Origin of the sequence: Pseudomonas sp. ATCC 43928, assembly GCF_005938665.2 — a bacterium.
In the GTDB taxonomy this organism is placed as follows: Bacteria; Pseudomonadota; Gammaproteobacteria; order Pseudomonadales; family Pseudomonadaceae; genus Aquipseudomonas.
The window spans coordinates 2891480-2911883 of the sequence record NZ_CP041753.1 but is presented as its reverse complement, the minus strand read 5'-3'; the positions used below and the strand labels follow the sequence as shown (position 1 = coordinate 2911883).

The 20404-nt window shown below is 60.0% G+C and carries 23 protein-coding genes; 14 read left to right on the top strand and 9 right to left on the bottom strand.

The window, feature by feature from the left end; translation table 11 throughout:
• Positions 1-30: 30 nt before the first annotated feature.
• The 10 genes from FFH90_RS13525 to antC all read left to right on the top strand — a co-directional run bounded on the left by FFH90_RS13525 (position 31) and on the right by antC (position 8547).
• On the top strand, positions 31-753 hold the full coding sequence (locus FFH90_RS13525; protein ID WP_018927833.1) for a DUF6162 family protein: 723 nt from the start codon (positions 31-33) through the stop codon (positions 751-753).
• Positions 750-1682: a metal ABC transporter solute-binding protein, Zn/Mn family gene (locus tag FFH90_RS13520; protein ID WP_018927832.1), complete on the top strand. Its 933-nt coding sequence runs from the start codon at positions 750-752 to the stop codon at positions 1680-1682. Before FFH90_RS13525 ends, FFH90_RS13520 begins: the two co-directional genes overlap by 4 nt.
• Positions 1679-2386, top strand: a complete 708-nt coding sequence (locus tag FFH90_RS13515; protein WP_064617283.1) for a metal ABC transporter ATP-binding protein — start codon at positions 1679-1681, stop codon at positions 2384-2386. Before FFH90_RS13520 ends, FFH90_RS13515 begins: the two co-directional genes overlap by 4 nt.
• Positions 2383-3288, top strand: a complete 906-nt coding sequence (locus tag FFH90_RS13510) for a metal ABC transporter permease (protein WP_018927830.1) — start codon at positions 2383-2385, stop codon at positions 3286-3288. The genes FFH90_RS13515 and FFH90_RS13510 overlap by 4 nt, the downstream gene beginning before the upstream one ends.
• A gap of 35 nt (positions 3289-3323) precedes the next feature.
• Entirely contained in the window at positions 3324-4280 is a 957-nt protein-coding gene (locus FFH90_RS13505) for a metal ABC transporter solute-binding protein, Zn/Mn family (protein ID WP_138867342.1), read from the top strand.
• Between the two features lie 30 nt (positions 4281-4310).
• Positions 4311-4634 (top strand): hypothetical protein, encoded by a 324-nt coding sequence (locus FFH90_RS13500; RefSeq protein WP_178114251.1) that lies wholly within the window; start codon positions 4311-4313, stop codon positions 4632-4634.
• An 8-nt stretch (positions 4635-4642) separates the two neighbouring features.
• Positions 4643-5467 carry a DUF4198 domain-containing protein gene (locus FFH90_RS13495; RefSeq protein WP_028940857.1) on the top strand — a complete coding sequence of 275 codons (825 nt, stop codon included), beginning with the start codon at positions 4643-4645 and terminating at the stop codon, positions 5465-5467.
• Positions 5468-5621: 154 nt separating this feature from the next.
• The gene (gene antA / locus FFH90_RS13490) at positions 5622-7007 is read left to right on the top strand and encodes an anthranilate 1,2-dioxygenase large subunit (protein ID WP_086945715.1); all 1386 of its coding nucleotides are present in this window, start codon (positions 5622-5624) and stop codon (positions 7005-7007) included.
• A 1-nt stretch (position 7008) separates the two neighbouring features.
• Positions 7009-7497, top strand: coding sequence for an anthranilate 1,2-dioxygenase small subunit (gene antB, locus FFH90_RS13485; RefSeq protein WP_018927825.1), 489 nt, complete (start codon positions 7009-7011; stop codon positions 7495-7497).
• Between the two features lie 18 nt (positions 7498-7515).
• The gene (gene antC / locus FFH90_RS13480) at positions 7516-8547 is read left to right on the top strand and encodes an anthranilate 1,2-dioxygenase electron transfer component AntC (protein WP_138867340.1); all 1032 of its coding nucleotides are present in this window, start codon (positions 7516-7518) and stop codon (positions 8545-8547) included.
• Between the two features lie 111 nt (positions 8548-8658).
• On the opposite strand, the gene FFH90_RS13475 is transcribed toward antC, so the two are convergent.
• Entirely contained in the window at positions 8659-8871 is a 213-nt protein-coding gene (locus FFH90_RS13475) for a DUF3079 domain-containing protein (protein WP_018927823.1), read from the bottom strand.
• A 224-nt stretch (positions 8872-9095) separates the two neighbouring features.
• Here FFH90_RS13475 and FFH90_RS13470 point away from each other — a divergent pair, with 224 nt between their 5' ends.
• From FFH90_RS13470 to FFH90_RS13455, 4 genes are read left to right on the top strand one after another with little or no spacing between them, the layout of a single operon-like run.
• The gene (locus FFH90_RS13470) at positions 9096-9620 is read left to right on the top strand and encodes an iron transporter (protein ID WP_138867339.1); all 525 of its coding nucleotides are present in this window, start codon (positions 9096-9098) and stop codon (positions 9618-9620) included.
• Positions 9621-9953 carry a cupredoxin domain-containing protein gene (locus FFH90_RS13465; protein ID WP_018927821.1) on the top strand — a complete coding sequence of 111 codons (333 nt, stop codon included), beginning with the start codon at positions 9621-9623 and terminating at the stop codon, positions 9951-9953.
• Positions 9954-9975: 22 nt separating this feature from the next.
• A complete protein-coding gene (locus FFH90_RS13460; RefSeq protein WP_138867338.1) occupies positions 9976-10830 on the top strand; it encodes an FTR1 family protein in 855 nt (284 codons plus the stop codon).
• Positions 10818-12197, top strand: a complete 1380-nt coding sequence (locus FFH90_RS13455; RefSeq protein ID WP_138867337.1) for a 4Fe-4S binding protein — start codon at positions 10818-10820, stop codon at positions 12195-12197. Before FFH90_RS13460 ends, FFH90_RS13455 begins: the two co-directional genes overlap by 13 nt.
• Before the next feature lie 16 nt (positions 12198-12213).
• Here FFH90_RS13455 and FFH90_RS13450 read toward each other — a convergent pair whose 3' ends face one another.
• The 8 genes from FFH90_RS13450 to narH all read right to left on the bottom strand — a co-directional run bounded on the left by FFH90_RS13450 (position 12214) and on the right by narH (position 20403).
• Positions 12214-12909: an anaerobic ribonucleoside-triphosphate reductase activating protein gene (locus FFH90_RS13450; protein ID WP_178114250.1), complete on the bottom strand. Its 696-nt coding sequence runs from the start codon at positions 12907-12909 to the stop codon at positions 12214-12216.
• On the bottom strand, positions 12906-13073 hold the full coding sequence (nrdD, locus tag FFH90_RS13445) for an anaerobic ribonucleoside-triphosphate reductase (protein WP_018927817.1): 168 nt from the start codon (positions 13071-13073) through the stop codon (positions 12906-12908). Before nrdD ends, FFH90_RS13450 begins: the two co-directional genes overlap by 4 nt.
• Before the next feature lie 32 nt (positions 13074-13105).
• The gene (locus tag FFH90_RS13440) at positions 13106-15121 is read right to left on the bottom strand and encodes a ribonucleoside triphosphate reductase (RefSeq protein ID WP_138867336.1); all 2016 of its coding nucleotides are present in this window, start codon (positions 15119-15121) and stop codon (positions 13106-13108) included.
• A 327-nt stretch (positions 15122-15448) separates the two neighbouring features.
• Positions 15449-16441 (bottom strand): GTP 3',8-cyclase MoaA, encoded by a 993-nt coding sequence (moaA, locus tag FFH90_RS13435; RefSeq protein ID WP_138867335.1) that lies wholly within the window; start codon positions 16439-16441, stop codon positions 15449-15451.
• A gap of 25 nt (positions 16442-16466) precedes the next feature.
• Positions 16467-17423 (bottom strand): peptidylprolyl isomerase, encoded by a 957-nt coding sequence (locus FFH90_RS13430; protein ID WP_138867334.1) that lies wholly within the window; start codon positions 17421-17423, stop codon positions 16467-16469.
• 10 nt (positions 17424-17433) lie between these two features.
• Positions 17434-18114 carry a respiratory nitrate reductase subunit gamma gene (gene narI, locus FFH90_RS13425; protein ID WP_018927813.1) on the bottom strand — a complete coding sequence of 227 codons (681 nt, stop codon included), beginning with the start codon at positions 18112-18114 and terminating at the stop codon, positions 17434-17436.
• Positions 18107-18862, bottom strand: a complete 756-nt coding sequence (gene narJ / locus FFH90_RS13420; protein ID WP_138867333.1) for a nitrate reductase molybdenum cofactor assembly chaperone — start codon at positions 18860-18862, stop codon at positions 18107-18109. The genes narI and narJ overlap by 8 nt, the downstream gene beginning before the upstream one ends.
• Positions 18863-18864: 2 nt before the next feature.
• Positions 18865-20403, bottom strand: coding sequence for a nitrate reductase subunit beta (gene narH, locus FFH90_RS13415; RefSeq protein WP_018927811.1), 1539 nt, complete (start codon positions 20401-20403; stop codon positions 18865-18867).
• Position 20404 lies beyond the last annotated feature (1 nt).

Sequence of the window (20404 nt, the reverse complement as noted above, 5' to 3'; positions counted from 1 at the left end):
CTATCGCCGCGTCGCGCATCCGGTGCAGATATGCCCAGCGATCACGCAAACAGCGCAATCAAGGTGGTGCGCCCGGTATCCGGCCGATGGGAATCGCTGGCACTGTTGCTTGCGGCCCTGGCAGTCATCGCCAGCGTGGCAGGCTATATAACGCTGCGCCCCCAGAAAGTCGGCCCACCGATAACCTTGAGCTGGCAGGTGCGTTCCTTCGATGGCCTGGGTGCGGTCGATCAGGCGATTCACAGCGCTCTGCTGCCGGCCGGTGAAGAAATCATCTGGTTCAATAACGATACCGGCGGCTGGATCACGCTGGAGCGTGCGCAGAAAATCTTGCTGCCGCCCTTCTACCGTGACGCCTTCTGGAAGACCAATGGCGAGGTGCAGTGGCAATTGATTCTGCCTGGCACTCACCTGCCGCATGCCGCTTCCGGCGACGTGCACGCCGATGCGCCTGTCACCCCGCCGGACCAGACCGCCAACAAGGTGTCGCAAGCCACCCAGGGCCAGGGCGCTACGGTCTATTACGGCTCGGGCGGCCGCGCGCCGGGCCAGAGCGCCTACCTGCTCGTCATCGGTCACGCGCATGCCGGTGTCATGTGGGCCAACCAGGCGACGATCTGGGTCCACCGCGACCCGAACGCGCCCTACCCTGGCATCGTCAAGCCCGAATCGCTGGTCGGCGACGGCTGGCGCCAGGTCATCCCTTACAACGGTGCCAGCGAAGTCGAACGCGTAAAAGGAACCCAGCCATGACCGTTTCTACGAAACACCGCGCACTGTGGCGCCGATGCATCGCGCTATTGCTGCTGATACCCGCCATCGCACTCGCCAGCCCGGCTCCCTCTTCGGGCAAGAAGCTCAAGATCGGCGTCACACTGCATCCCTACTACAGCTTCGTGGCAAATATCGTTGGAGATCGGGCGGAAGTCGTTGCGCTCATCCCGGCGGAAGCGAATCCGCACAACTACCAGCCGCAGCCCGATGACATCACCCGCGCGATGAATATCGATGTTCTGGTCGTCAACGGCATCGGACACGATGAATGGGCCTTCCAGATCATCAAGGCCGCTGGCCGCGGGGCGACCCTGCCGATCATCCAGGCCAATGCCTCGGTTGCGCTCATTCCAATCGGCGGCGGCCAGGACGGCGTCAAGGTGGTCAATCCGCATACCTTCGTATCCACCACGGCAGCGATACAACAGGTCTTCGAGATCACTCGCCGGTTGGGGGAACTGGACCCGGACAACGCTGCGGCGTATCGACAAAACGCCCTGGCGTATGCCGCGCGTATCCGGGCGCTAAGGGCCGGCTTCATGACCCGTTTCGCCGCGCTGGATTTGTCTTCCTTCCGGTGCGCGACAACGCACGCTGGCTACGACTACATGATGCAAGAGTTCGGCCTGTTCGTGAGTGCGGTGATCGAGCCGCGTCACGGCGTCGCGCCGACTGCGCGCCAGTTGGCCAACACCATCGACGCGATCAAGAAGGCCAATGTGCGTGTGCTTTTTGCCGAGAAGAATTTCTCCCTCGACCTGGCCAAGCCTATCGAGGCAGCCACCGGCGTGAAGGTGTTCGCGCTGTCTCACATCACCGGTAATACCTACAGCCCGGACGAATTCGAGGTGGCGATGCGTGAAAACCTCGAGACCTTGGCCGAAGCCGTTGAGTTTACGCAGCGATGAACGCGATGAAGGAGGAACAAGCGATGCGCGGCCCCGCCATAGTGTTCGATAACGTCTCCCTGCAATTGGGAGGTACGCAAGTGCTCGACAAAGTGAGCTTCCGGGTAGAAGCCGGTGCGCTGCACTGCCTGGTAGGCCCGAACGGCGGTGGCAAGACTTCACTGGTGCGTGCGCTGCTGGGCCAGATGCCGCATTCAGGGACGGTCCGGTTCGAAGGCGAGGTCACGACACCCATGGGGTATGTCCCGCAATTGCCGGACTTCGACCGCAACGTGCCGATGACGGTCAACGACATCATGGCCCTTCTCGGTCAACGCAGGCCGGCCTTCCTGGGCTCAAGCCGATCTGCCAAGGCGGCCAATGCCCAAGCACTGGAGCGCACCGGCGTGGCCGGAATGGGCGCAAAACCTTTTGGCAGCCTGTCCGGTGGCCAGCGTCAGCGAGTGCTGCTGGCCCAGGCGATCAGCCCGGCGCCCTGGCTACTGATCCTTGACGAACCGACCGCCGGCATCGACGAACCGGGTGTGCGACTGGTGGAGGCGCTGGTGGCCGAGCTGAACGGCCGCGGCGTCACCATCCTCTGGATCAACCATGACCTGGAACAAGTCAGGCGCATCGCGCAATCGGTGACCGTTATCAACCGGCGGGTGCTGTTCCATGGTTCGCCCGACCAGGTCGCCTACCCTCTGGAGGCTACCCAATGAGTGCCCTGTACGAATTGATTCGCAACCAGCTCCAGGCGCTTGCCGCGAGTGGCATCCTGCCGCAACCGTTCGAGTACGAGTTCGTGATCAATGCGCTGCTCTGTGCAGTGCTCATCGGACCGCTACTGGGCGTGCTGGGCTCGATGGTGATGATCAAGCGCATGGCGTTCTTCAGTCAGGCCGTCGGTAATGCGGCGATGACCGGCGTTGCCATTGGCGTGCTGATCGGCGAGTCCTACACCTCCCCCTACTTCTCAATGTTCGGCTTTTGCCTGCTGTTCGCCCTGACGCTGAAGTACACGCAGCACCGCACCACGCTGGCCAATGACACGCTGATCGGCGTGTTCTTGTCCATCTCGCTGGCGGTCGGGGCCTCGTTGCTGCTGTTCGTGTCGGCGAAGATCAACACGCACGTAATGGAAAGCGTGCTGTTCGGTTCCATCCTGGCGGTCGACTACACCGACATGAACGTGCTGCTTGTGGTAACGGCGACGTGTGCTCTGCTCGGACTGCCGATGTACAACGGCATGCTGTTGGCCAGCCTCAATCCGAGCCTGGCACATGCTCGCGGCGTGCGCGTGCGAAGCGTCGAGTACCTGTTTGTCGTACTGGTCACCCTGGTGACGGTAGCCTGCCTGAAAATCATCGGCGCAGTACTCGTCGAAGCCCTTCTGCTCATACCGGCCGCGGCAGCACGCAACATCAGCCATTCGCTCCCGGGGCTGGTCGTGCGCGCCATCCTGATCGCGACTTTTTCCTGCGTGGTCGGCATCCTGGCCCCCATGCAATTCCACATCCCCGTACCGACAGGCGGCGCAATCGTGATCGTCGCCGCCCTGGTATTCGTCGTCACCACCGTCATCCGCGCTACCGGGGCCCGGTTCAGAGGTGCCAGCGTATGAAATGGCTTTGCATGTCACGTCGACCCTGGCTAGCGATGCTGGTACTGCTGCTGGGCAATCCGCTTTCTGCCTTCGCGGATACCGGCAGGCAGCAGGTGCTTGTCGCACTGCCGGCGGTGTATGCGCTCACCTCGACGCTCAGCGACGGCACAACCCTCAAGGTCGTCCGCCTTCCGGCAGACTCTGCCGTGCCCATGGAAAGCCAGGCCAACGCGCTGTCGCGCCTGGAGCCCGCCGTGTTCCAGCAGGCCACCGCCGTAGTTACCCTGGGCAACCTCTGGCGCGCGGATCCGCTTTACACCACGGCACGTCGCCACAATCTGCGAATCGTCGAGATCGATGCCTCGCACTCATGGGACACCGTCAAGCCCGGAGTGGCCGTGGCCCGCGTGCCATCGAACGACGTTCCCTGGGCAACCGAACGCGACGTCGATGGCGGACTGTCGCCGTACGCCTGGCTCGGCCCCGTCAACGCCATGCGCATGTCGGCGATTATCGCTACCGACCTGGCACGCCTGTCTCCCCCCGATGCGCCTCGGATAGAGCGCAACCTCGCCGCACTCGAAGGCCGATTGCGCCAGCTCAAGGCCAACTACGGTGCCCGGCTGCTGGCAGTGCCGGATCTGCGCGTGCTGTCGCTGGCCGATGAGTTCACCTATTTGTTCGGCGAGTTCGGGATTTTTGTCGACGGCTGGTTCGTCCGACAGGACATCGACTGGAGCGACGCCGACTGCACCGCACTGACCCGATACCTGCGCGAGCGTGACATCCACGTGGTGGTCCACAAGTGGGCACCGGACGCCAGGATTGCCAAGGCCATCGAGGACGGCGGCGCACGGTTGTTGATACTGGACGCCGGCAACCCGGGAATGCTCGCCGACGCGGCCAACGGGTACGAAGCACTCCTGAGTTCGAACCTGGATTCCTTACTGACGGCCTTCGCGCCGCCTGGCCCGAATACGAGCGGCGATCACAAATCGCCGCTCCAATGATCAACCTCGACCGTGGAGATCGAAGACCTTATGAAACCCCCAGGTTCAGCACATCGGATACTGATCGCCGGCGCCCTGGTGTTCTGCCAGGCAGCCTTCCCTCATGGCCCCGTCTTCGACTGCTACATCGAGAGCGATGATCTGGTGAAGTGCGAGGCGGGTTACACCGACGGCAGCTCCGCCGCTGGCAGAAAAATCCATGTCCAGGACACCAGCAACAAGGTGTTGCTCGAAGGAAGCGTCGATAAAGACAACAGCTACACCTTCCAGCCCCCCGCCGGAAAATACTCCGTTGTGTTCATGGGCGGAGACAACCATCAAGCCACGATTCAGTCATCCGACATTTCCAGGTGAAATCGACAATGCCGATCAAACGACGACTGCTCCAAGCACTTGCCGCCGTAACATTAGGCTGCCTGACAGGCGCTGCACAGGCCCATTTCCAGATGCTCTACGTCGAGGAAACGGCGCTGCCACGTGCGGATAAACTGGAGTTCGCGCTGGTGTTCACGCATCCCTTCTCCGGCGGCCCCACCATGACCATGGATGAACCCCGCGCCTTTAGCCACATCAGCTCGCACGGCGGGGAAAAAATCGATCTTCGCCAATACTTGCGCCCTGTCCAGTGGCAGAGTCGCGATAACCAAACGACTGCCTATCGTGCGTCGATTCCGCGGGAGTTGGTTCGCTCACTGGGTGACCATATCTTCGTACTCGAGCCCGAGCCCTACCTGGAAACCGAGGAAGACGTCTACATCCAACAGTTCACCAAGCTGATCGTGAACGTGGGCGGAGTACCCGGCAACTGGGCAGAACCACAAGGGTTGCCGGTTGAGATCCAGCCACTGAACAAGCCTTATGCAAACTGGACAGGCGGAGTGTTCCGCGCCTTGGTGCTGGCCGATGGCAAGCCCGTTCCGTTCGCCGAAATCGAAATCGAATACATCAACCATTCCGTCGATATCGAGAAAAACGCCTTCGGCCAGCAAGACTATGTAACGGCACCTCAAGCTTCATTCAAGTCCCTGAGCACGTACACGGACGCCCAGGGTGTCGTGACCATCGGCCTGCCCCGGGCCGGCTGGTGGGGTATTGCAGCGCTCGACATCGGGACAACGAAAACCCACAAGGGCAAGCCCTTGTCGCAAGACGCGGTGCTGTGGGTGCAAGCCAGGGATATGAAATGAAAAGCGCATAAAGCAACCGCGCCTGATAGCCCTCACGGAAAGCGCCCCCCGCCCCCTCAGAAACGGATAGATATCGCCTCGAATCCGGATAGATGCACCGCACAGAAAGGCTTTCAATCAGGTCGTGCCTAAAACTACAAAAAGGGTGTACCTGATGAACAGCTCTAGAAGCATTGCGCAGTGGCAAGATTACATTCAGGGTTGCCTGGATTTTCGGCCGGCCGAAGGTATTTACCGCGTCGCCCGTGACATGTTCACAGAGCCGGAACTGTTCGACCTGGAGATGGAACTGATCTTCGAGAAGAACTGGATCTACGCCTGCCACGAGAGCGAAATCGCCAATCCCAATGATTTTCTGACGATGCGCGCGGGTCGTCAGCCGATGATCATCACCCGCGATGGGAGCAATCAGCTCCATGCGCTGATCAACGCTTGCCAGCACCGGGGCGCGACCCTGACTCGCGTCAGCAAAGGCAACCAATCTACCTTTACCTGTCCGTTCCACGCCTGGTGTTACAAAAGTGACGGCCGCCTGGTCAAGGTCAAGGCCCCAGGTGAATACCCGGAGGGTTTCGATAAAGCAACCCGCGGCCTGAAGAAGGCCCGGATCGAGAGCTACAAGGGCTTCGTCTTTATCAGCCTGGACGTCAATGGCAGCGACTCGCTGGAGGACTACCTCGGCGATGCCAAAGTGTTCTTCGACATGATGGTCGCGCAGTCTCCGACCGGCGAGCTGGAAGTACTGCCCGGCAAGTCGACCTATAGCTATGACGGCAACTGGAAACTGCAGCACGAAAACGGCCTGGATGGTTATCACGTCAGCACCGTGCACTACAACTACGTCTCCACGGTGCAGCATCGCCAGCAAGTCAACTCGGCCAAGGGCGGCGGCTCCGACACGCTGGACTACAGCAAGTTGGGCGCCGGAGATGCCGAAACCGACGACGGCTGGTTCTCGTTCAAGAATGGCCACAGCCTCTTGTTCAGCGACATGCCCAACCCGACTGTACGCGCCGGGTATGCCAGCGTCATGCCGCGTCTGGTGAAGGAATACGGCCAGCAACAAGCCGAGTGGATGATGCACCGTCTACGCAATCTCAACATCTACCCAAGCCTGTTCTTCATGGATCAGATCAGCTCACAGCTGCGTATCGTGCGCCCAGTGGCCTGGAACAAGACCGAGATCACCAGCCAGTGCATCGGCGTCAAGGGTGAGTCCGACGCAGATCGGGAAAACCGGATCCGCCAGTTCGAGGACTTCTTCAACGTTTCAGGCATGGGCACTCCCGACGACCTGGTGGAGTTTCGCGAAGCCCAACGCGGATTCCAGGCCCGCCTCGAGCGCTGGAACGAAGTGTCCCGCGGCAGTGAGAAATGGGTCGAAGGCCCCACCCCGAACAGCGAGGCTCTGGGCATCAACCCGGTACTGACCGGCACCGAGTTCACGCATGAGGGGCTCTACATCAATCAGCACGGATCCTGGCAGCGCTTCCTTCTGCAAGGTCTTGCACAAAAAGCCCTGAAGTTGAAGGAGGTGTGAAATGAGCGCACTACAACATTCCGTCGAACAATTCCTCTACCGCAAAGCCGAGCTGTGTGATCAACAGGATTGGGACGCCTACATCGCCCTGTTTGATGAACAGAGCGAATTCCACCTGCCGCAATGGGAGTCGGAGCATGTGTACACCACCGATCCCAAGCGCGGCATGTCGCTGATTTACTACTCGAACCGCTCCGGTTTGGAAGACCGGGTATTTCGTCTGCGCACAGGCAAGTCGGCGGCTTCAAACCCGATGCCGCGCACCTTGCATCAAATCAGCAATGTGCGAATCAAGGAGATCGATAACGGCTTGCTTGAAGTCAAGGCCGCCTGGGTCACGCTCTACACCCGGCAAGGGCTGTCCGAGCAGTTCTACGGCCATGTGACCTACCACCTCAAAGCGGACGCAGACAGCTGGAAGATCACTCGCAAGCACATCGTGCTGCTCAACGACACGATCAACTCAGTGCTTGATTTCTATCACCTGTGAACTGTGGGGCACGCTGTCATGAACCATAAAGTCGCTTTCAGCTTCGCAGATGGCAAGACCTCGTTCTTCGAGGTCAAGCCCAACGAACTGCTGCTCGACGCCGCGCTACGCAATGGCGTGAACATCCCGCTGGACTGTCGCGAAGGTGTCTGTGGCACTTGCCAGGGTCGCTGCGAATCAGGCCAATTCACTCAAGACTACGTCGATGAAGAGGCTCTTTCCGAGCAGGATCTGGCGCAACGCAAAATGCTCTCTTGCCAGACCCGCGTGCAATCGGATGCGTCGTTCTATTTCGACTTCGATTCGAGCTTGTGCAACGCTGGCGCAACCCGGTTACTGCAAACGGTGATCACCGGTGTAGAACAGGTGTCGGCCACCACGGCGATCCTTCATCTGGACGCTTGCGCCCACCAGCAGCAATTGGACTTTCTTCCGGGGCAATACGCTCGACTGCATGTACCGGGCACCAGTGAGTGGCGCTCCTACTCATTCGCCAACCGCCCCAACCCCACCAACCAATTGCAGTTTCTCATCAGGCTCTTGCCTGATGGCGTGATGAGCAACTTCATCCGTGAGCATTGCCGCCCCGGTCAAACACTCGAGCTCGAGGCCCCATTGGGAAGCTTTTATCTACGTCAGGTGACCAAACCTCTCGTACTGGTGGCAGGAGGAACCGGCCTGTCGGCCTTCCTCGGGATGCTTGATAACATTGCAGAAAAAGGTGGCTGCGGGCACCCGATCCAACTGTTCTATGGCGTCACGCAGGACAATGACCTGTGCGAAACTCAACGCCTGGCTGATTATCGCGACCGCATCGCCGACTTCGACTATCACCTTGTGGTTTCGAAACCCTCCGTGGATTGGCAAGGTAAAACCGGGTGGATTCCTGATCACTTCGACCGTCAGTCGTTCGACGCCAACCCATTCGACATCTACCTGTGCGGTCCTCCGCCCATGGTCGACGCGATTAAAACCTGGTTCAACGATCAGAAGATCGAGCAGTTCCAGATGTATTACGAGAAGTTTATCGATAGCAATTCCACACATTGAGCAACAGGGAAATATCCGGAGAGGCATCCAGATATTTCCCTGTTTTTTTATCTTCTGACTACGTCGCAGCCAATCTCACTTCCTCAAAGAATCTGCGAGGTTTGGCGCGCACTAGACACCATCATCCGCTGTCTTGTCTGTGACGATGAGGGGCTCGATGCCCCAGTCTCCAGACAAATACCAATCTTCTCCGAACATCTCGGCCGGATGCATCGTACGGTCGGAGCCATTGCCGCATGCCAGGGACTTGGCCGGACAATACCGGTCGCACCCCCAACAGATCCGCTCGGGGTGCTTGGGGTTGACGGGGAAGTTCTTGGCCATTTCGATCTCCGGTCATTGAGAGATGTTCTTGCAACCTACAGCCATTGTGCAAAACCATCCTTGATGGATATCAAGAATCGACATCTAGCGACTGCTCTCCCTATCGCGATCCTGGAGCTAAGCTTCTAACGGTTTAATTGATCAAAACTTGATAACAATCATTATTGTTCGCAGCAAAGCTTCCTAGACTCGGGTTCCTACTCGTCAGTGCTCAGGAAGACATTATGCGTACCCACCTCTCACTCGCCCTGCTCTTGCTCGTACCGCTGGCTCACGCAAAGGAATACCCGATCGGGGAACCACAGCTGTGTCAGGGACTGGAAGTCGGGGCGGTGTATCTGCAACCGATCGAGATGGCCCCGGCTGGCATGATGCGGGCTACTGTCGATTCTGATGTTCACCTGGAAGCCGACATTCGGGCCACCGCGGACAATCGACAGGGTTTTCAGGAAGGCAGTTTCGTGCCTTACCTCAATGTCTCGTTCAACTTGAGCAGAGCGGGTAACCCGGACGAAATCAAGGGTGACTTCCATCCCATGGTCGCCAATGACGGCCCGCACTATGGCGACAATGTGAAGCTGCTGGGGCCGGGCAAATATCGGCTGACGTTCACCGTGCTACCACCCACCGGTCACGGCTCCCTCGGGCGTCACACCGATAAGGAAACCGGTGTGGCGCCCTGGTTCGAACGCTGCGAACTGCACTACGAGTTCATCTACGCCGGCATCGGTAAAAAAGGCGGCTATTGAATGAAGCGCCTGCATCTTGCCTGGCTGATCGTGGCCGCAACAGTTGCGCCGTTGACGGCCCATGCCGAGTTGCCGAGCTTTGAGCTGACCCTGCGCGATGGCCACTTCTCCCCTGCCTTGCTTGAGGTCCCGGCCGGACAGCGCTTCAAGATCGTCCTGAAAAATAGCGGTCAGGGGCCGGCCGAGTTCGAGAGCACGCCGTTGCGGGTTGAAAAGGTACTGTCGCCGGGCGTGACAACCTTCGTCGTCATTCACCCGCTCAGGCCCGGCCACTATCCCTTTTTCGACGAGTTCAATCCGCAATTGCCCGAGGGCGGCATCCTCGCGAAATAACCTGTTAGCGCACGGAGCTTCCATGAATCAATCAATGTTCATCGTCTGGCGCGAAAGCGTCGAGACGTTGCTGGTGATCGGCATTCTCCAGGCCTGGGCCAGCCAGCAAGGCCAACGTCATCGTTTGGTCAAATACCTGTGGGCGGGTGTGGTGCTGGGGTTGATGCTCTCGGGCCTGCTGGCGGTGTTGATTCTGTTTGCCGGTGAGGCCATGAGCGGGTCGGCCAGTGAATGGTTCCAGGCCGCACTCGCACTGTTTGCCAGCCTGTTAATGGTGCAAATGGTCGGCTGGATGCACCGTCACGGGCGCACCCTCAACCACGATTTGCGACGGCACGCCGATAGCCACCTGGCTCGACAAGGAGGCGCAGGTCTACTACTGCTGGCCATGCTCGCGATCAGCCGTGAAGGCAGCGAAACGGTGGTATTTCTCTATGGCGCCGGCGCCCGATTGCGGGGTCCGCAGCTCGGTTTGTTTGCCGTCGGCGGCGTGTTGGGGCTGGTGTTGTCCGCGCTGACCATTACGCTGCTGCACAGCAGTCGCCGCTTCATTTCATGGCAACGATTCTTTGCCATCAGCGAAGTCATCTTGCTCATGCTCGGCGCGGGGTTGCTGGTCAGCGGCACCGAGCGAATCGGCGGCCAACTGCTCGCCCTGGATGTGCCGGACGTGGTTTACAGCCTCGTAGGCGAATCGCTTTGGGACGGCAGCGCGTGGCTGAGCGATAGCCATGGATTGGGTGGTTTTCTGGCCAGTTTTGTCGGTTATCGCGCAACACCCAGCGGCATGACCTTACTGGTGTGGGTCGGTTACTGGCTGGTCGTCAGCGCCTGGCTCCGCCAACGGACTGCGGAGAAAGTCCCATGCCTGACCTGAGCCGGCACAATCGATGGCTCCAGCGCCTGGGTGACGGGATGCGTCGCCATGCGTCCGTCATCCGGGCGCTGCAGTGGGCTGTCGTAGTGTTTTACGCAGTGCTGTTGGTGACCCCGGCGCTGTTGCCGCTGCCGGACAGCCAGGCACGGATACTCGACAACCTGACCTTGCTCGCGCAGTTTTTATTCTGGGGAATCTGGTGGCCGTTCGTGTTGCTGTCGATGGTGTGCTTCGGTCGACTCTGGTGTGGCGTTCTGTGCCCGGAAGGTTCGCTCAGCGAATGGGCCAGTCATTACGGCAAAGGCCTGGGTGTGCCGCGTTGGTTGCGTTGGGGCGGTTGGCCCACATTGGCGTTCTGCCTGACGACCCTCTACGGCCAATTGATCAGCGTCTATGACTACGCCCAGGCCGCACTGTTGATTCTGGGTGGCTCGACCGTCGCAGCGGTCATCGTCGGGTTGTTGTTTGCCCGGGGCAAGCGGGTCTGGTGCCGTTACCTGTGCCCGGTCAGCGGGGTTTTCGCCCTGCTCGCAAGGCTGGCCCCCGTGCACTTTCAGGTCAATGAGCAACGCTGGATAGAGAATGCCGCGCCACGCCTGCCGCCCCCCAACTGCGCTCCCCTGCTCGATATCCGTCGCCTGCAAGGCGCCAGTGATTGCCACGCCTGCGGACGCTGCAGCGGGCAACGCGGCGCCGTGCAGCTGATCGCCCGCTCCAGCAATCAGGAGATTCTTCACGCAACCGCGCAGGCGCTGTCCCCTTGGGATACACGCTTGCTGCTGTTCGGCGTGATCGGCTTGGCCATGGGCGCGTTTCAGTGGACGGTCAGCCCATGGTTTATCGCCCTCAAACAAACCCTGGCCCAGTGGCTGGTGGAACACAACCAGCTCTGGGCCTTACGGGACAACGCCCCCTGGTGGTTGCTGACCCATTACCCGCAACTCAACGACAGCTTCAGCTGGCTCGACGGCTTCAGCATTGTCGCTTACTTGAGTGTGAGTTCGATCATGCTCGGCACGGCGTTGATGCTGCTCCTGCGCCTGACGGCCCGACTGGCGCGAGATCGCGCACTGTATTGGCCTCTGGCGCTGACACTCACGCCTGTGGGTGGTGCCGGACTGTTTCTCGGGCTGTCGGCCACCACCGTCAAATTACTGCGTTATGAAGGTCTGCTGCTGGAGTGGGTACAACCCGCCAGGGCCTGCCTGCTATTGGCCACCATGGGGTGGAGCCTGCTACTGGGTTGGAAACGGCTGAAACACGAAGGTATTCCCCTGGCTCGGCGCGTGTCGGGTGGAGTTTGCCTGTTCCTCGCCAACGCCCTGATCGGGTTTGGCTGGTGGTTGCAGTTCTGGGGCTGGGCTTGAGTTTCCCCAGCCCCCGTTACCCCCGCAGCACGAAGGCTGGGAACAACTCGCGCATGGCCTCCCACAACTCTGGCAACAAGGCTTGTGCCGAAATGCTTGGCAGTAGCGAATCGAACATCCGCTCAGTGCGGACCAGTTGCACGGCGAAGCGTTTGACGCCGAGCGCACTCAAGCGTTTTGCCAGGATCAGCAGACGCGCCGGCTCGAACAGACGCCAATGCACGGTGGTGCGACATTCGTAGTCCACACCACTGGCCAGCAGATGCTCAAGGCTGCGCCAGTTAGCCGTTCCACTGCCCTCGACCCGGGTAATGGCCAGGCAATCTTCGGGCAACGCCTTGACGTCGAAACCGACCCAATCCGCGCCCGTGAGTGCCTTGGCGAAGGCGGCAGGCTTGATGCCGGCGCTGTGCAAGCCGATGCGAAAGCCCATGTCCCGCACTTCATCCATGGCACCGAGCAAGCCGTCCTGCAAGGTTGGCTCACCGCCGCTGAACACCACGGCATCGAGCAGGTCCTGACGACGTTGCAGAAACGCCAACACCCGCCGCCAATCCACTTCCTCACTGCCACGAGGCGGAATCAGCTGCGGGTTATGACAGTAACGACAACGCCAGGCGCAACCCTGGCAAAACAGCACGCAAGCGAGCTGTCCCGGATAGTCGATAGTGGTCAGGGGCACCATGCCCCCGACCCGAAGCATTCGACTCATTGGCGCCCGGCCAGTGCCGCGCTTTCAGTGAAGTGCAGCCGCTCGCGGTGCTCCGACTGTTTGCCCGGATTGAACGCCGACACAGGACGGTGATAGCCCATCACCCGGGTCCAGACTTCGCAGCGTTGACGTTGAGCCTGGGGCAGTGGTTGCGATGCAGTCATGGTGAAGCTCCTTGCAGTTGAGTGGATCAAAATCAATGAACAGCGCCGGCCTTCTGTTCTTGTAGCAACAGGGCCTCGTCGCATTTGGGGCAGAACTCATGTTCGCCATCGAGGTAGCCGTGCACCGGGCAGATGGAGAACGTCGGGGTCACGGTCAGGTACGGCAGGCGGAAACGTCCAAGGGCCTTGCGCACCAGTTGCTTGCAGGCCTGCACCGAGGAAATCCGCTCGGCCATGTACAGGTGCAAGACCGTGCCGCCGGTGTATTTGCATTGCAGTTCGTCTTGAAGTTCAAGGGCCTCGAAGGGGTCTTCGGTGTAGCCCACGGGCAGTTGCGAGGAGTTGGTGTAATACGGCGCCTGCGTACTGCCCGCCTGGAGAATGTCCGGATAGCGCTTGAGGTCTTCCTTGGCGAAGCGGTAGGTGGTGCCCTCCGCCGGTGTCGCTTCCAGGTTGTAGAGATGACCGGTTTCCTCCTGGAAACGCAGCAAGGTGGCGCGCACATGGTCCAGCAGATTCAGGGCAAACTGTCGGCCATGTTCGGTGTGCATGCCCTCCTCGTCGCCAGTGAAATTGCGCAGCATTTCATGCAGGCCGTTGAGGCCGATGGTGGAAAAATGGTTACGCAAGGTGCCCAGGTAGCGCTTGGTGTAAGGGTACAAACCGGCATCCATGTGGTGCGCAATGACCTTGCGCTTGACCTCCAGGCTCTCCATCGCCAGCTCCATCAGCGTGTCCAGGCGTTGCAACAAGCCACTGGTGTTGCCCTTGAACACATAGCCCAGGCGTGCACAGTTGATGGTCACCACGCCGAGCGATCCGGTCTGTTCCGCCGAACCGAACAAGCCACCGCCGCGCTTGAGCAACTCGCGCACATCGAGCTGCAACCGGCAGCACATCGAACGCACCTGATTGGGCTGCATGTCCGAATTGAGGAAGTTCTGGAAATACGGCAAACCGTACCGCGCCGTCATCTCGAACAGACGGTCGGCGTTGTCACTGTCCCACGGAAAGTCATGGGTGATGTTGTAGGTCGGGATCGGAAAGGTGAACACTCGCCCTTTCGCGTCGCCAGCCTGCATCACCTCGATGTACGCGCGGTTGAGCAGGTCCATTTCGACTTGCAGGTCACCATAGGCAAACGGCATCTCCTCACCGTTGATGACGGGTATCTGCTCACGCAAATCCTGCGGGCAAACCCAGTCGAAGGTCAGGTTGGTGAACGGCGTCTGGGTGCCCCAGCGTGACGGCACATTGAGGTTGTAGATGAACTCCTGGATCGCCTGGCGCACCTCCTGGTAACTCAGCCGGTCCTTGCGCACGTAAGGCGCCAGGTAGGTGTCGAATGAACTGAACGCCTGGGCACCGGCCCATTCGTTCTGCAGGGTGCCGAGAAAATTCACCATTTGCCCCAGGGCACTGCTCAAGTGCTTTGGCGGGCCGGCTTCGACACGCCCCGGCACACCGTTGAGCCCCTCGTGCAACAGAGTACGCAGCGACCAACCGGCACAGTAACCGGCGAGCATATCCAGGTCGTGCACATGCAAATCCGCCTCGCGATGGGCCTGGCCGATGGCCTCGCTGTACACCTCGTCCAGCCAGTAGTTGGCGGTGACCTTGCCCGACACGTTCAACACCAGCCCGCCCAGGGAGTAGCCCTGATTGGCGTTGGCCTGGACCCGCCAGTCTTCACGGTCCAGGTACTCATTCATAGAAGTCGCCACCTCGACCATGGTCCGGCGGTCACGACGCAAACGCCCGTGCTGTTCGCGGTAGACGATGTAGGCGCGCATGGCGAAGAAGTAACCGGCATCCATCAATACCCGTTCGACCCGATCCTGAATCTGCTCGACGTGCAACCTTGGCAGCCCTTCCAGTCGGGCGAGTACCGCCTGAAGCAGGCCTTCAACCTCAACCTCGGTGTACTCCCCGGTTGCCTTGCCGGCGGCGATCAACGCCTGGCGGATCTTGTCGGCATCGAAGGCAACCAGACTGCCATCGCGTTTGTGCAAGCGGTTACATCCCACTGAGATCAGCGTGCTCTGCATTTGGCCTCCAGATACTACATATAGATGTTCAGACACAATCAAACACAACATGCAGTGAAGACTACGGACAAAGTGCTGTTCTGCAATTGATCGACATCAAGATTTGCCGGTGAAAAAAACCGCCCGAAGGCGGTGAAGGAAAAATCGGTGCGAACACTGTGGCGAGGGAGCTTGCTCCCGCTCGGCCGCGAAGCGGTCGCAATCCTGCAAGCTCGATTTGTCTGAATAATCGTGGTGCCTCATTTAGGGTTGCTTCGCAACCCAGCGGGAGCAAGCTCCCTCGCCACAAGTATTGTGTTTAGCAAACTCTTTCCTTAACAGAACAGCTCAACCGCCACTCATGTTCATGAACCGCACAATCTGCACCTCCCCTTCGGGGTTGAAGTCGTGGCGCAATGGCTTGCCGCGCAAAGCCTTTTGCACCGCATTGATCAGCGGCTGGTCGTCCAGCGGATAACGCCGCAACAATCCACGCAAATCCAGCGCGTCGTCCTGGCCCAGACAGAGCAACAGCTTCCCTTCAACGGTCATCCGCACCCGGTTGCAGGTGCCGCAGAAGTTATGGCTGTTGGGTGAAATGAAACCGATCCGGGTATCGGGATGGCGTTCCAGACGCACATAGCGCGCCGGTCCGCCGCTGTTTTCCGTACTGTCGAGCAACCGATGTTGAGCGGCGATCGATGCCCGCACTTCATCGCTGGAACAAAACGATTCACCCCGTGACCTGCCGACATCGCCCAACGGCATTTCTTCGATGAAACTGATATCGATGCGCTGATCGATGGCGTACTGCACCAACGCCGGGACTTCATCGAAGTTGCGCCCCTTCATCACCACGCAGTTGAGCTTGATCCGCTCAAACCCTGCGTCCCGCGCCGCCTCAATGCCGCCCAGCACCTGATCGAGATCGCCGTTGCGGGTGATCGCGCGAAACTTCTGCCCGTCCAGGCTATCGAGGCTGATGTTCATCCGCTTGACGCCTGCCTCCGCCAACGGCCGGGCCAGACGGCCCAGCTGCGAGCCGTTGCTGGTCATCACCAGTTCGCGCAAACCGGGCAATGCGGCGATGTTGCGGCACAGTTCGACAATGCCCGGACGAATCAGCGGCTCGCCGCCGGTGAGGCGGATTTTGCGGACGCCCAACCCGACGAACAGCGTTGCCAGGCGCTGCAACTCCTCCAGCGTCAGGACCTGCTGACGCGGCAGGAAGGTCATGTTTTTCGCCATGCAATACACACAACGAAAATCACAACGGTCCGTCACCGACATCCGCAGATAATCGATCTGCCGTCCAAAACCATCCTGCATGACAGCGTTCATCACATCTCCCGGTTTGTCTCGATGCTCACTGCACCAACGGTGAGTCGGCGCCCTGCAAGTGGATGCCACGAATATCCGCCGCTCCGATCAGGGTTTGCAGGTACTGCACCAGCGCTTTTTGCCAGACGCCCTGCTGCAACTGCGTGCGGATCGCCGTCGACACCACTTCATAAGGCAACGGCATGCCTTCAATCCGCTGATCGACACTCACCACATGCCAGCCGTAGCGACTTTCCAGCGGTTTACTGGCCAGGCCGGGCGCCAGCGTGAACAGCTGACGCTCCAGTTCCGGCACGGTCTGGCCCTTGCTGATCTGCCCCAGAGAACCGCCTTGAGCCTTCGACGGGCAGGCCGAATATTTCACCGCCAGCTCGGCGAAACTGCCGGGGAAATCCTCCAGACGTTGCAGCAATATCTCGGCCTGAGCATGCGCAAGGCTGCGAGCCTCGACATCATCCGGCGCGCACTCGAGCAGGATGTGTCGCACCGCCAGCAACGGCGCGCTGTGAAAGCGCCCGCGATTGTTTTCGTAGTAGCGCAGGCTGGTTTCCTCGTCGCACTGCGGCACGTGCACCTCGCGTTCGAGCAACAAACGCGTGGCCGCTTCTTCTTCGTTCTCACCAGCGCCGATCTCCAGAGCCAGGCCGAGTTCGGCAATGCGCTGCTGCAACAATTCGCGGATCACCAGTGCCCTGGCGGCCAGATAGACCGCCTCTTCACGGCTTTCGGCCGGGTGATATTGCAGCTCCTGGGCCATTGCCTCAGGCGTGATCGACACCCCGTTGACGCTGATGATCGGCCACTCCTGTTCGCTGCTGGCGATCAACTGCACCGGGGCGTCCTCGGCCGCCGCCGGCTCGACCGGCAGTGCTTCAAACTGCGCGATGTCGACAACTTCCGGTACCGAAGACTCTGCATTTTTAGAAGAACCGCAGCCACCGCTGCCGCCGTTACCGCCGCCACATCCACATCCACCTGACATGATGTTCTCCTCAGACTTTCTGCCGAACGATTTGATAACGACGCCCCAGGTACCAGATCGGTGCACTGACGATGTGTACGAGACGGGTGAAGGGGAACAACACGAACAGGGTCAAGCCTAGAAACACATGCAGCTTGTAGGTCAGCCCGACCGGCGCAATGGACGCCGCCGCTTCCATCGGCCGCAACAGCACGGTGTTCTGCGCCCAGTCGGCGAGCATCACCATCACCGAGCCGTCCATGTGCGCGGTGGACGCTGCAATCGTCAGCAAACCGAGCAGCAACTGCACCAGCAGCACCAGCAGAATCAAAATGTCCGAAGCGCTGGAGGCGGCACGTACCCGAGGATCGGTGAGCCGCCGATTGACCAGCATCAGCAAGCCGATCAGGCACAGCAGGCCGAAGAGCCCGCCGGAGACCATCGCCAGCAACTGCTTGTTCTCGGTGCTGATCACATGGTGATAAACCGATGCAGGCGTCAGCAGGCCGACGAAATGCCCGGCCAGTACAAACAGCACACCGATGTGGAAGAGGTTGCTCGCCACGCGCATGCCGCGCTGGTTGAGCATCTGGCTGGAGCCAGCCTTCCAGGTGTACTGCGACAGATCGAAACGGGCCCAACTGCCAATCAGGCAAATCGCCAAAGCGACATAGGGATAGATCCCGAACAACAACAGGTTCCATTTAGACATTGCCTACCTCCTTGGCTGGCACGGTGGCCAACCCTTCATGCTGAAAATCCACCCAGTGCAACGGCACGGCGCTTTCTTCCCGGGCCTTGCCCGGGGCGCCAGGCAACGAACTGCAACGGTCTTGCTGTTCGGCCTGGAGAAAGTCCACGGCCTCCTCTTCCCAGATCTTGTCGAGGGCTTCGAGGGAGTCGTCGCGCGGTTCCGACGCCACCTGCGCCCGCAGGTCGGCCACCGCCTGATGCGGCTCGGCCCCGGCGATTTGCAGCAACGCCCGGAAGCAACTGGCATAGGCGCTTTCGCGCTCTTCCAGACGCGCCGCGAGCAAGGCCAGCAAGTGCGAAACATCCGCCAGGCCCTCGCGGGCCTCGAGGTCTTCGCGGGTGGACAGGAACTCCAGGTACAGCGGGATATAGTCCGGCAGCTCCTTGACGCCGATGGCAAAACCGGCGGCTTCGTATTGCGCCATCATGTCGACCATGGCCTGGCCACGATCGCGGGATTCGCCGTGCACATGCTCGAACAACAGCAACGACAGCGAACGCCCCCGGCCGAACAGCGCGCCGTAGTGCTCCTGCCCGTCCATCAGGTCATTGGCGCAGATCAACTCCAGCAATTCGAACAACGCACCGCGCTGTTTAGGGCTGATTTCCCGTGACTGGATGATCGCCTGCTCCAGTTCGTCGCGCCCGCCAATCAGCGTCTCGGTCGGATAGTCGAGCAGCAGCGAAATCACTTTGAGAATTTGCATACTCACTCCTCCCACAACTGGACGGTTTTCAGGACGTCGCGGCGGTTGGCTTTCTTCGCACCGAACATGTTGGTGTCGGAGCTGCCGCTGCAACCGCTGCCGAAACTGAAGCCGCAACCGGAGCGCTCGGCAAAGGCGTCGCTCATGGCGTCTTCACGGTGGGCACTCGGTACCACAAAGCGGTCTTCATAGTTGGCAATCGCCAGGTAGCGATACATCTCTTCGACCTGGGCCACGCTCAAGCCGACGTCCTTCAACACTTGCAGGTCCTGAACGCCATCGACTTGCTCGGAACGTTTGTAGGCGCGCATCGCCAGCAAGCGTTTAAGTGCGCGCTTGACCGGTTTTTCATCGCCCGCTGTCAGCAGGTTCGCCAGGTACTTCAGTGGAATACGCAGGCTGTCGACATCCGGGATCACCCCGTTCATGCCCACGGTGCCGGCAGTGGCGGCGTTCTGGATCGGCGACAGCGGCGGCACGTACCAGACCATTGGCAAGGTGCGGTATTCCGGGTGCAGCGGCAGTGCGAGTTTCCAGTCCACGGCCATTTTGTAGACCGGCGAACGCTGGGCGGAATCAATCACCGACTGCGGTACGCCATCGGCCAGGGCCTGGCGAATCACTGCCGGGTCATTCGGATCGAGGAAGATCTCCAGTTGTTTCTCGTACAGGTCTTGCTCATTGGCGGTGCTCGCCACTTCGCTGATGCGGTCGGCGTCATACAGCAGCACACCGAGGTAACGGATACGCCCGACACAGGTTTCGGCGCAAACAGTCGGCATCCCGGCTTCGATACGCGGGTAGCAGAAGATGCACTTCTCGGACTTGCCGCTTTTCCAGTTGAAATAGATCTTCTTGTACGGGCAGCCGCTGATGCACATCCGCCAGCCACGGCATTTTTCCTGGTCGATCAGCACAATGCCGTCTTCTTCACGCTTGTAGATCGCCCCGCTCGGGCACGACGCTGCGCACGCCGGGTTGAGGCAGTGCTCGCACAGGCGCGGCAAATACATCATGAAGGTGTTTTCGTATTCGCCGTAAATGTCCGCCTGGATCTTGTCGAAGTTCTTGTCCTTGCGGCGCTTGGCGAATTCGGTGCCGAGGATTTCTTCCCAGTTCGGGCCCCATTCGATTTTCTCCATGCGCTTGCCAGAGATCAGCGAACGCGGGCGCGCAGTGGGCTGATGCTCGCCCAGCGGCGCGGTATGCAGGTGCTGGTAATCGAAGTCGAACGGTTCGTAGTAATCGTCGAGGCTCGGCAGGTCCGGGTTGGCGAAAATATTCGCCAAGACCCGGAATTTACCGCCGATGCGCGGGTTGATCGTGCCGTTGGCATTGCGGATCCAGCCGCCCTTCCACTTGTCCTGGTTTTCCCATTCTTTCGGGTAACCGATGCCGGGTTTCGATTCGACGTTGTTGAACCAGGCGTATTCCATGCCTTCGCGGCTGGTCCAGACGTTCTTGCAGGTAATCGAACAAGTGTGGCAACCGATGCACTTGTCCAGGTTCAGCACCATGCCGATCTGTGAGCGAATCTTCATC

Coding starts and splice junctions, on each gene's coding strand:
- FFH90_RS13525 (WP_018927833.1), top strand. CDS start 31: ATGCCCAGCGATCACGCAAACAGCGCAATCAAGGTGGTGCGCCCGGTA.
- FFH90_RS13520 (WP_018927832.1), top strand. CDS start 750: ATGACCGTTTCTACGAAACACCGCGCACTGTGGCGCCGATGCATCGCG.
- FFH90_RS13515 (WP_064617283.1), top strand. CDS start 1,679: ATGAACGCGATGAAGGAGGAACAAGCGATGCGCGGCCCCGCCATAGTG.
- FFH90_RS13510 (WP_018927830.1), top strand. CDS start 2,383: ATGAGTGCCCTGTACGAATTGATTCGCAACCAGCTCCAGGCGCTTGCC.
- FFH90_RS13505 (WP_138867342.1), top strand. CDS start 3,324: ATGCTGGTACTGCTGCTGGGCAATCCGCTTTCTGCCTTCGCGGATACC.
- FFH90_RS13500 (WP_178114251.1), top strand. CDS start 4,311: ATGAAACCCCCAGGTTCAGCACATCGGATACTGATCGCCGGCGCCCTG.
- FFH90_RS13495 (WP_028940857.1), top strand. CDS start 4,643: ATGCCGATCAAACGACGACTGCTCCAAGCACTTGCCGCCGTAACATTA.
- antA (WP_086945715.1), top strand. CDS start 5,622: ATGAACAGCTCTAGAAGCATTGCGCAGTGGCAAGATTACATTCAGGGT.
- antB (WP_018927825.1), top strand. CDS start 7,009: ATGAGCGCACTACAACATTCCGTCGAACAATTCCTCTACCGCAAAGCC.
- antC (WP_138867340.1), top strand. CDS start 7,516: ATGAACCATAAAGTCGCTTTCAGCTTCGCAGATGGCAAGACCTCGTTC.
- FFH90_RS13475 (WP_018927823.1), bottom strand. CDS start 8,871: ATGGCCAAGAACTTCCCCGTCAACCCCAAGCACCCCGAGCGGATCTGT.
- FFH90_RS13470 (WP_138867339.1), top strand. CDS start 9,096: ATGCGTACCCACCTCTCACTCGCCCTGCTCTTGCTCGTACCGCTGGCT.
- FFH90_RS13465 (WP_018927821.1), top strand. CDS start 9,621: ATGAAGCGCCTGCATCTTGCCTGGCTGATCGTGGCCGCAACAGTTGCG.
- FFH90_RS13460 (WP_138867338.1), top strand. CDS start 9,976: ATGAATCAATCAATGTTCATCGTCTGGCGCGAAAGCGTCGAGACGTTG.
- FFH90_RS13455 (WP_138867337.1), top strand. CDS start 10,818: ATGCCTGACCTGAGCCGGCACAATCGATGGCTCCAGCGCCTGGGTGAC.
- FFH90_RS13450 (WP_178114250.1), bottom strand. CDS start 12,909: ATGAGTCGAATGCTTCGGGTCGGGGGCATGGTGCCCCTGACCACTATC.
- nrdD (WP_018927817.1), bottom strand. CDS start 13,073: ATGACTGCATCGCAACCACTGCCCCAGGCTCAACGTCAACGCTGCGAA.
- FFH90_RS13440 (WP_138867336.1), bottom strand. CDS start 15,121: ATGCAGAGCACGCTGATCTCAGTGGGATGTAACCGCTTGCACAAACGC.
- moaA (WP_138867335.1), bottom strand. CDS start 16,441: ATGAACGCTGTCATGCAGGATGGTTTTGGACGGCAGATCGATTATCTG.
- FFH90_RS13430 (WP_138867334.1), bottom strand. CDS start 17,423: ATGTCAGGTGGATGTGGATGTGGCGGCGGTAACGGCGGCAGCGGTGGC.
- narI (WP_018927813.1), bottom strand. CDS start 18,114: ATGTCTAAATGGAACCTGTTGTTGTTCGGGATCTATCCCTATGTCGCT.
- narJ (WP_138867333.1), bottom strand. CDS start 18,862: ATGCAAATTCTCAAAGTGATTTCGCTGCTGCTCGACTATCCGACCGAG.
- narH (WP_018927811.1), bottom strand. CDS start 20,403: ATGAAGATTCGCTCACAGATCGGCATGGTGCTGAACCTGGACAAGTGC.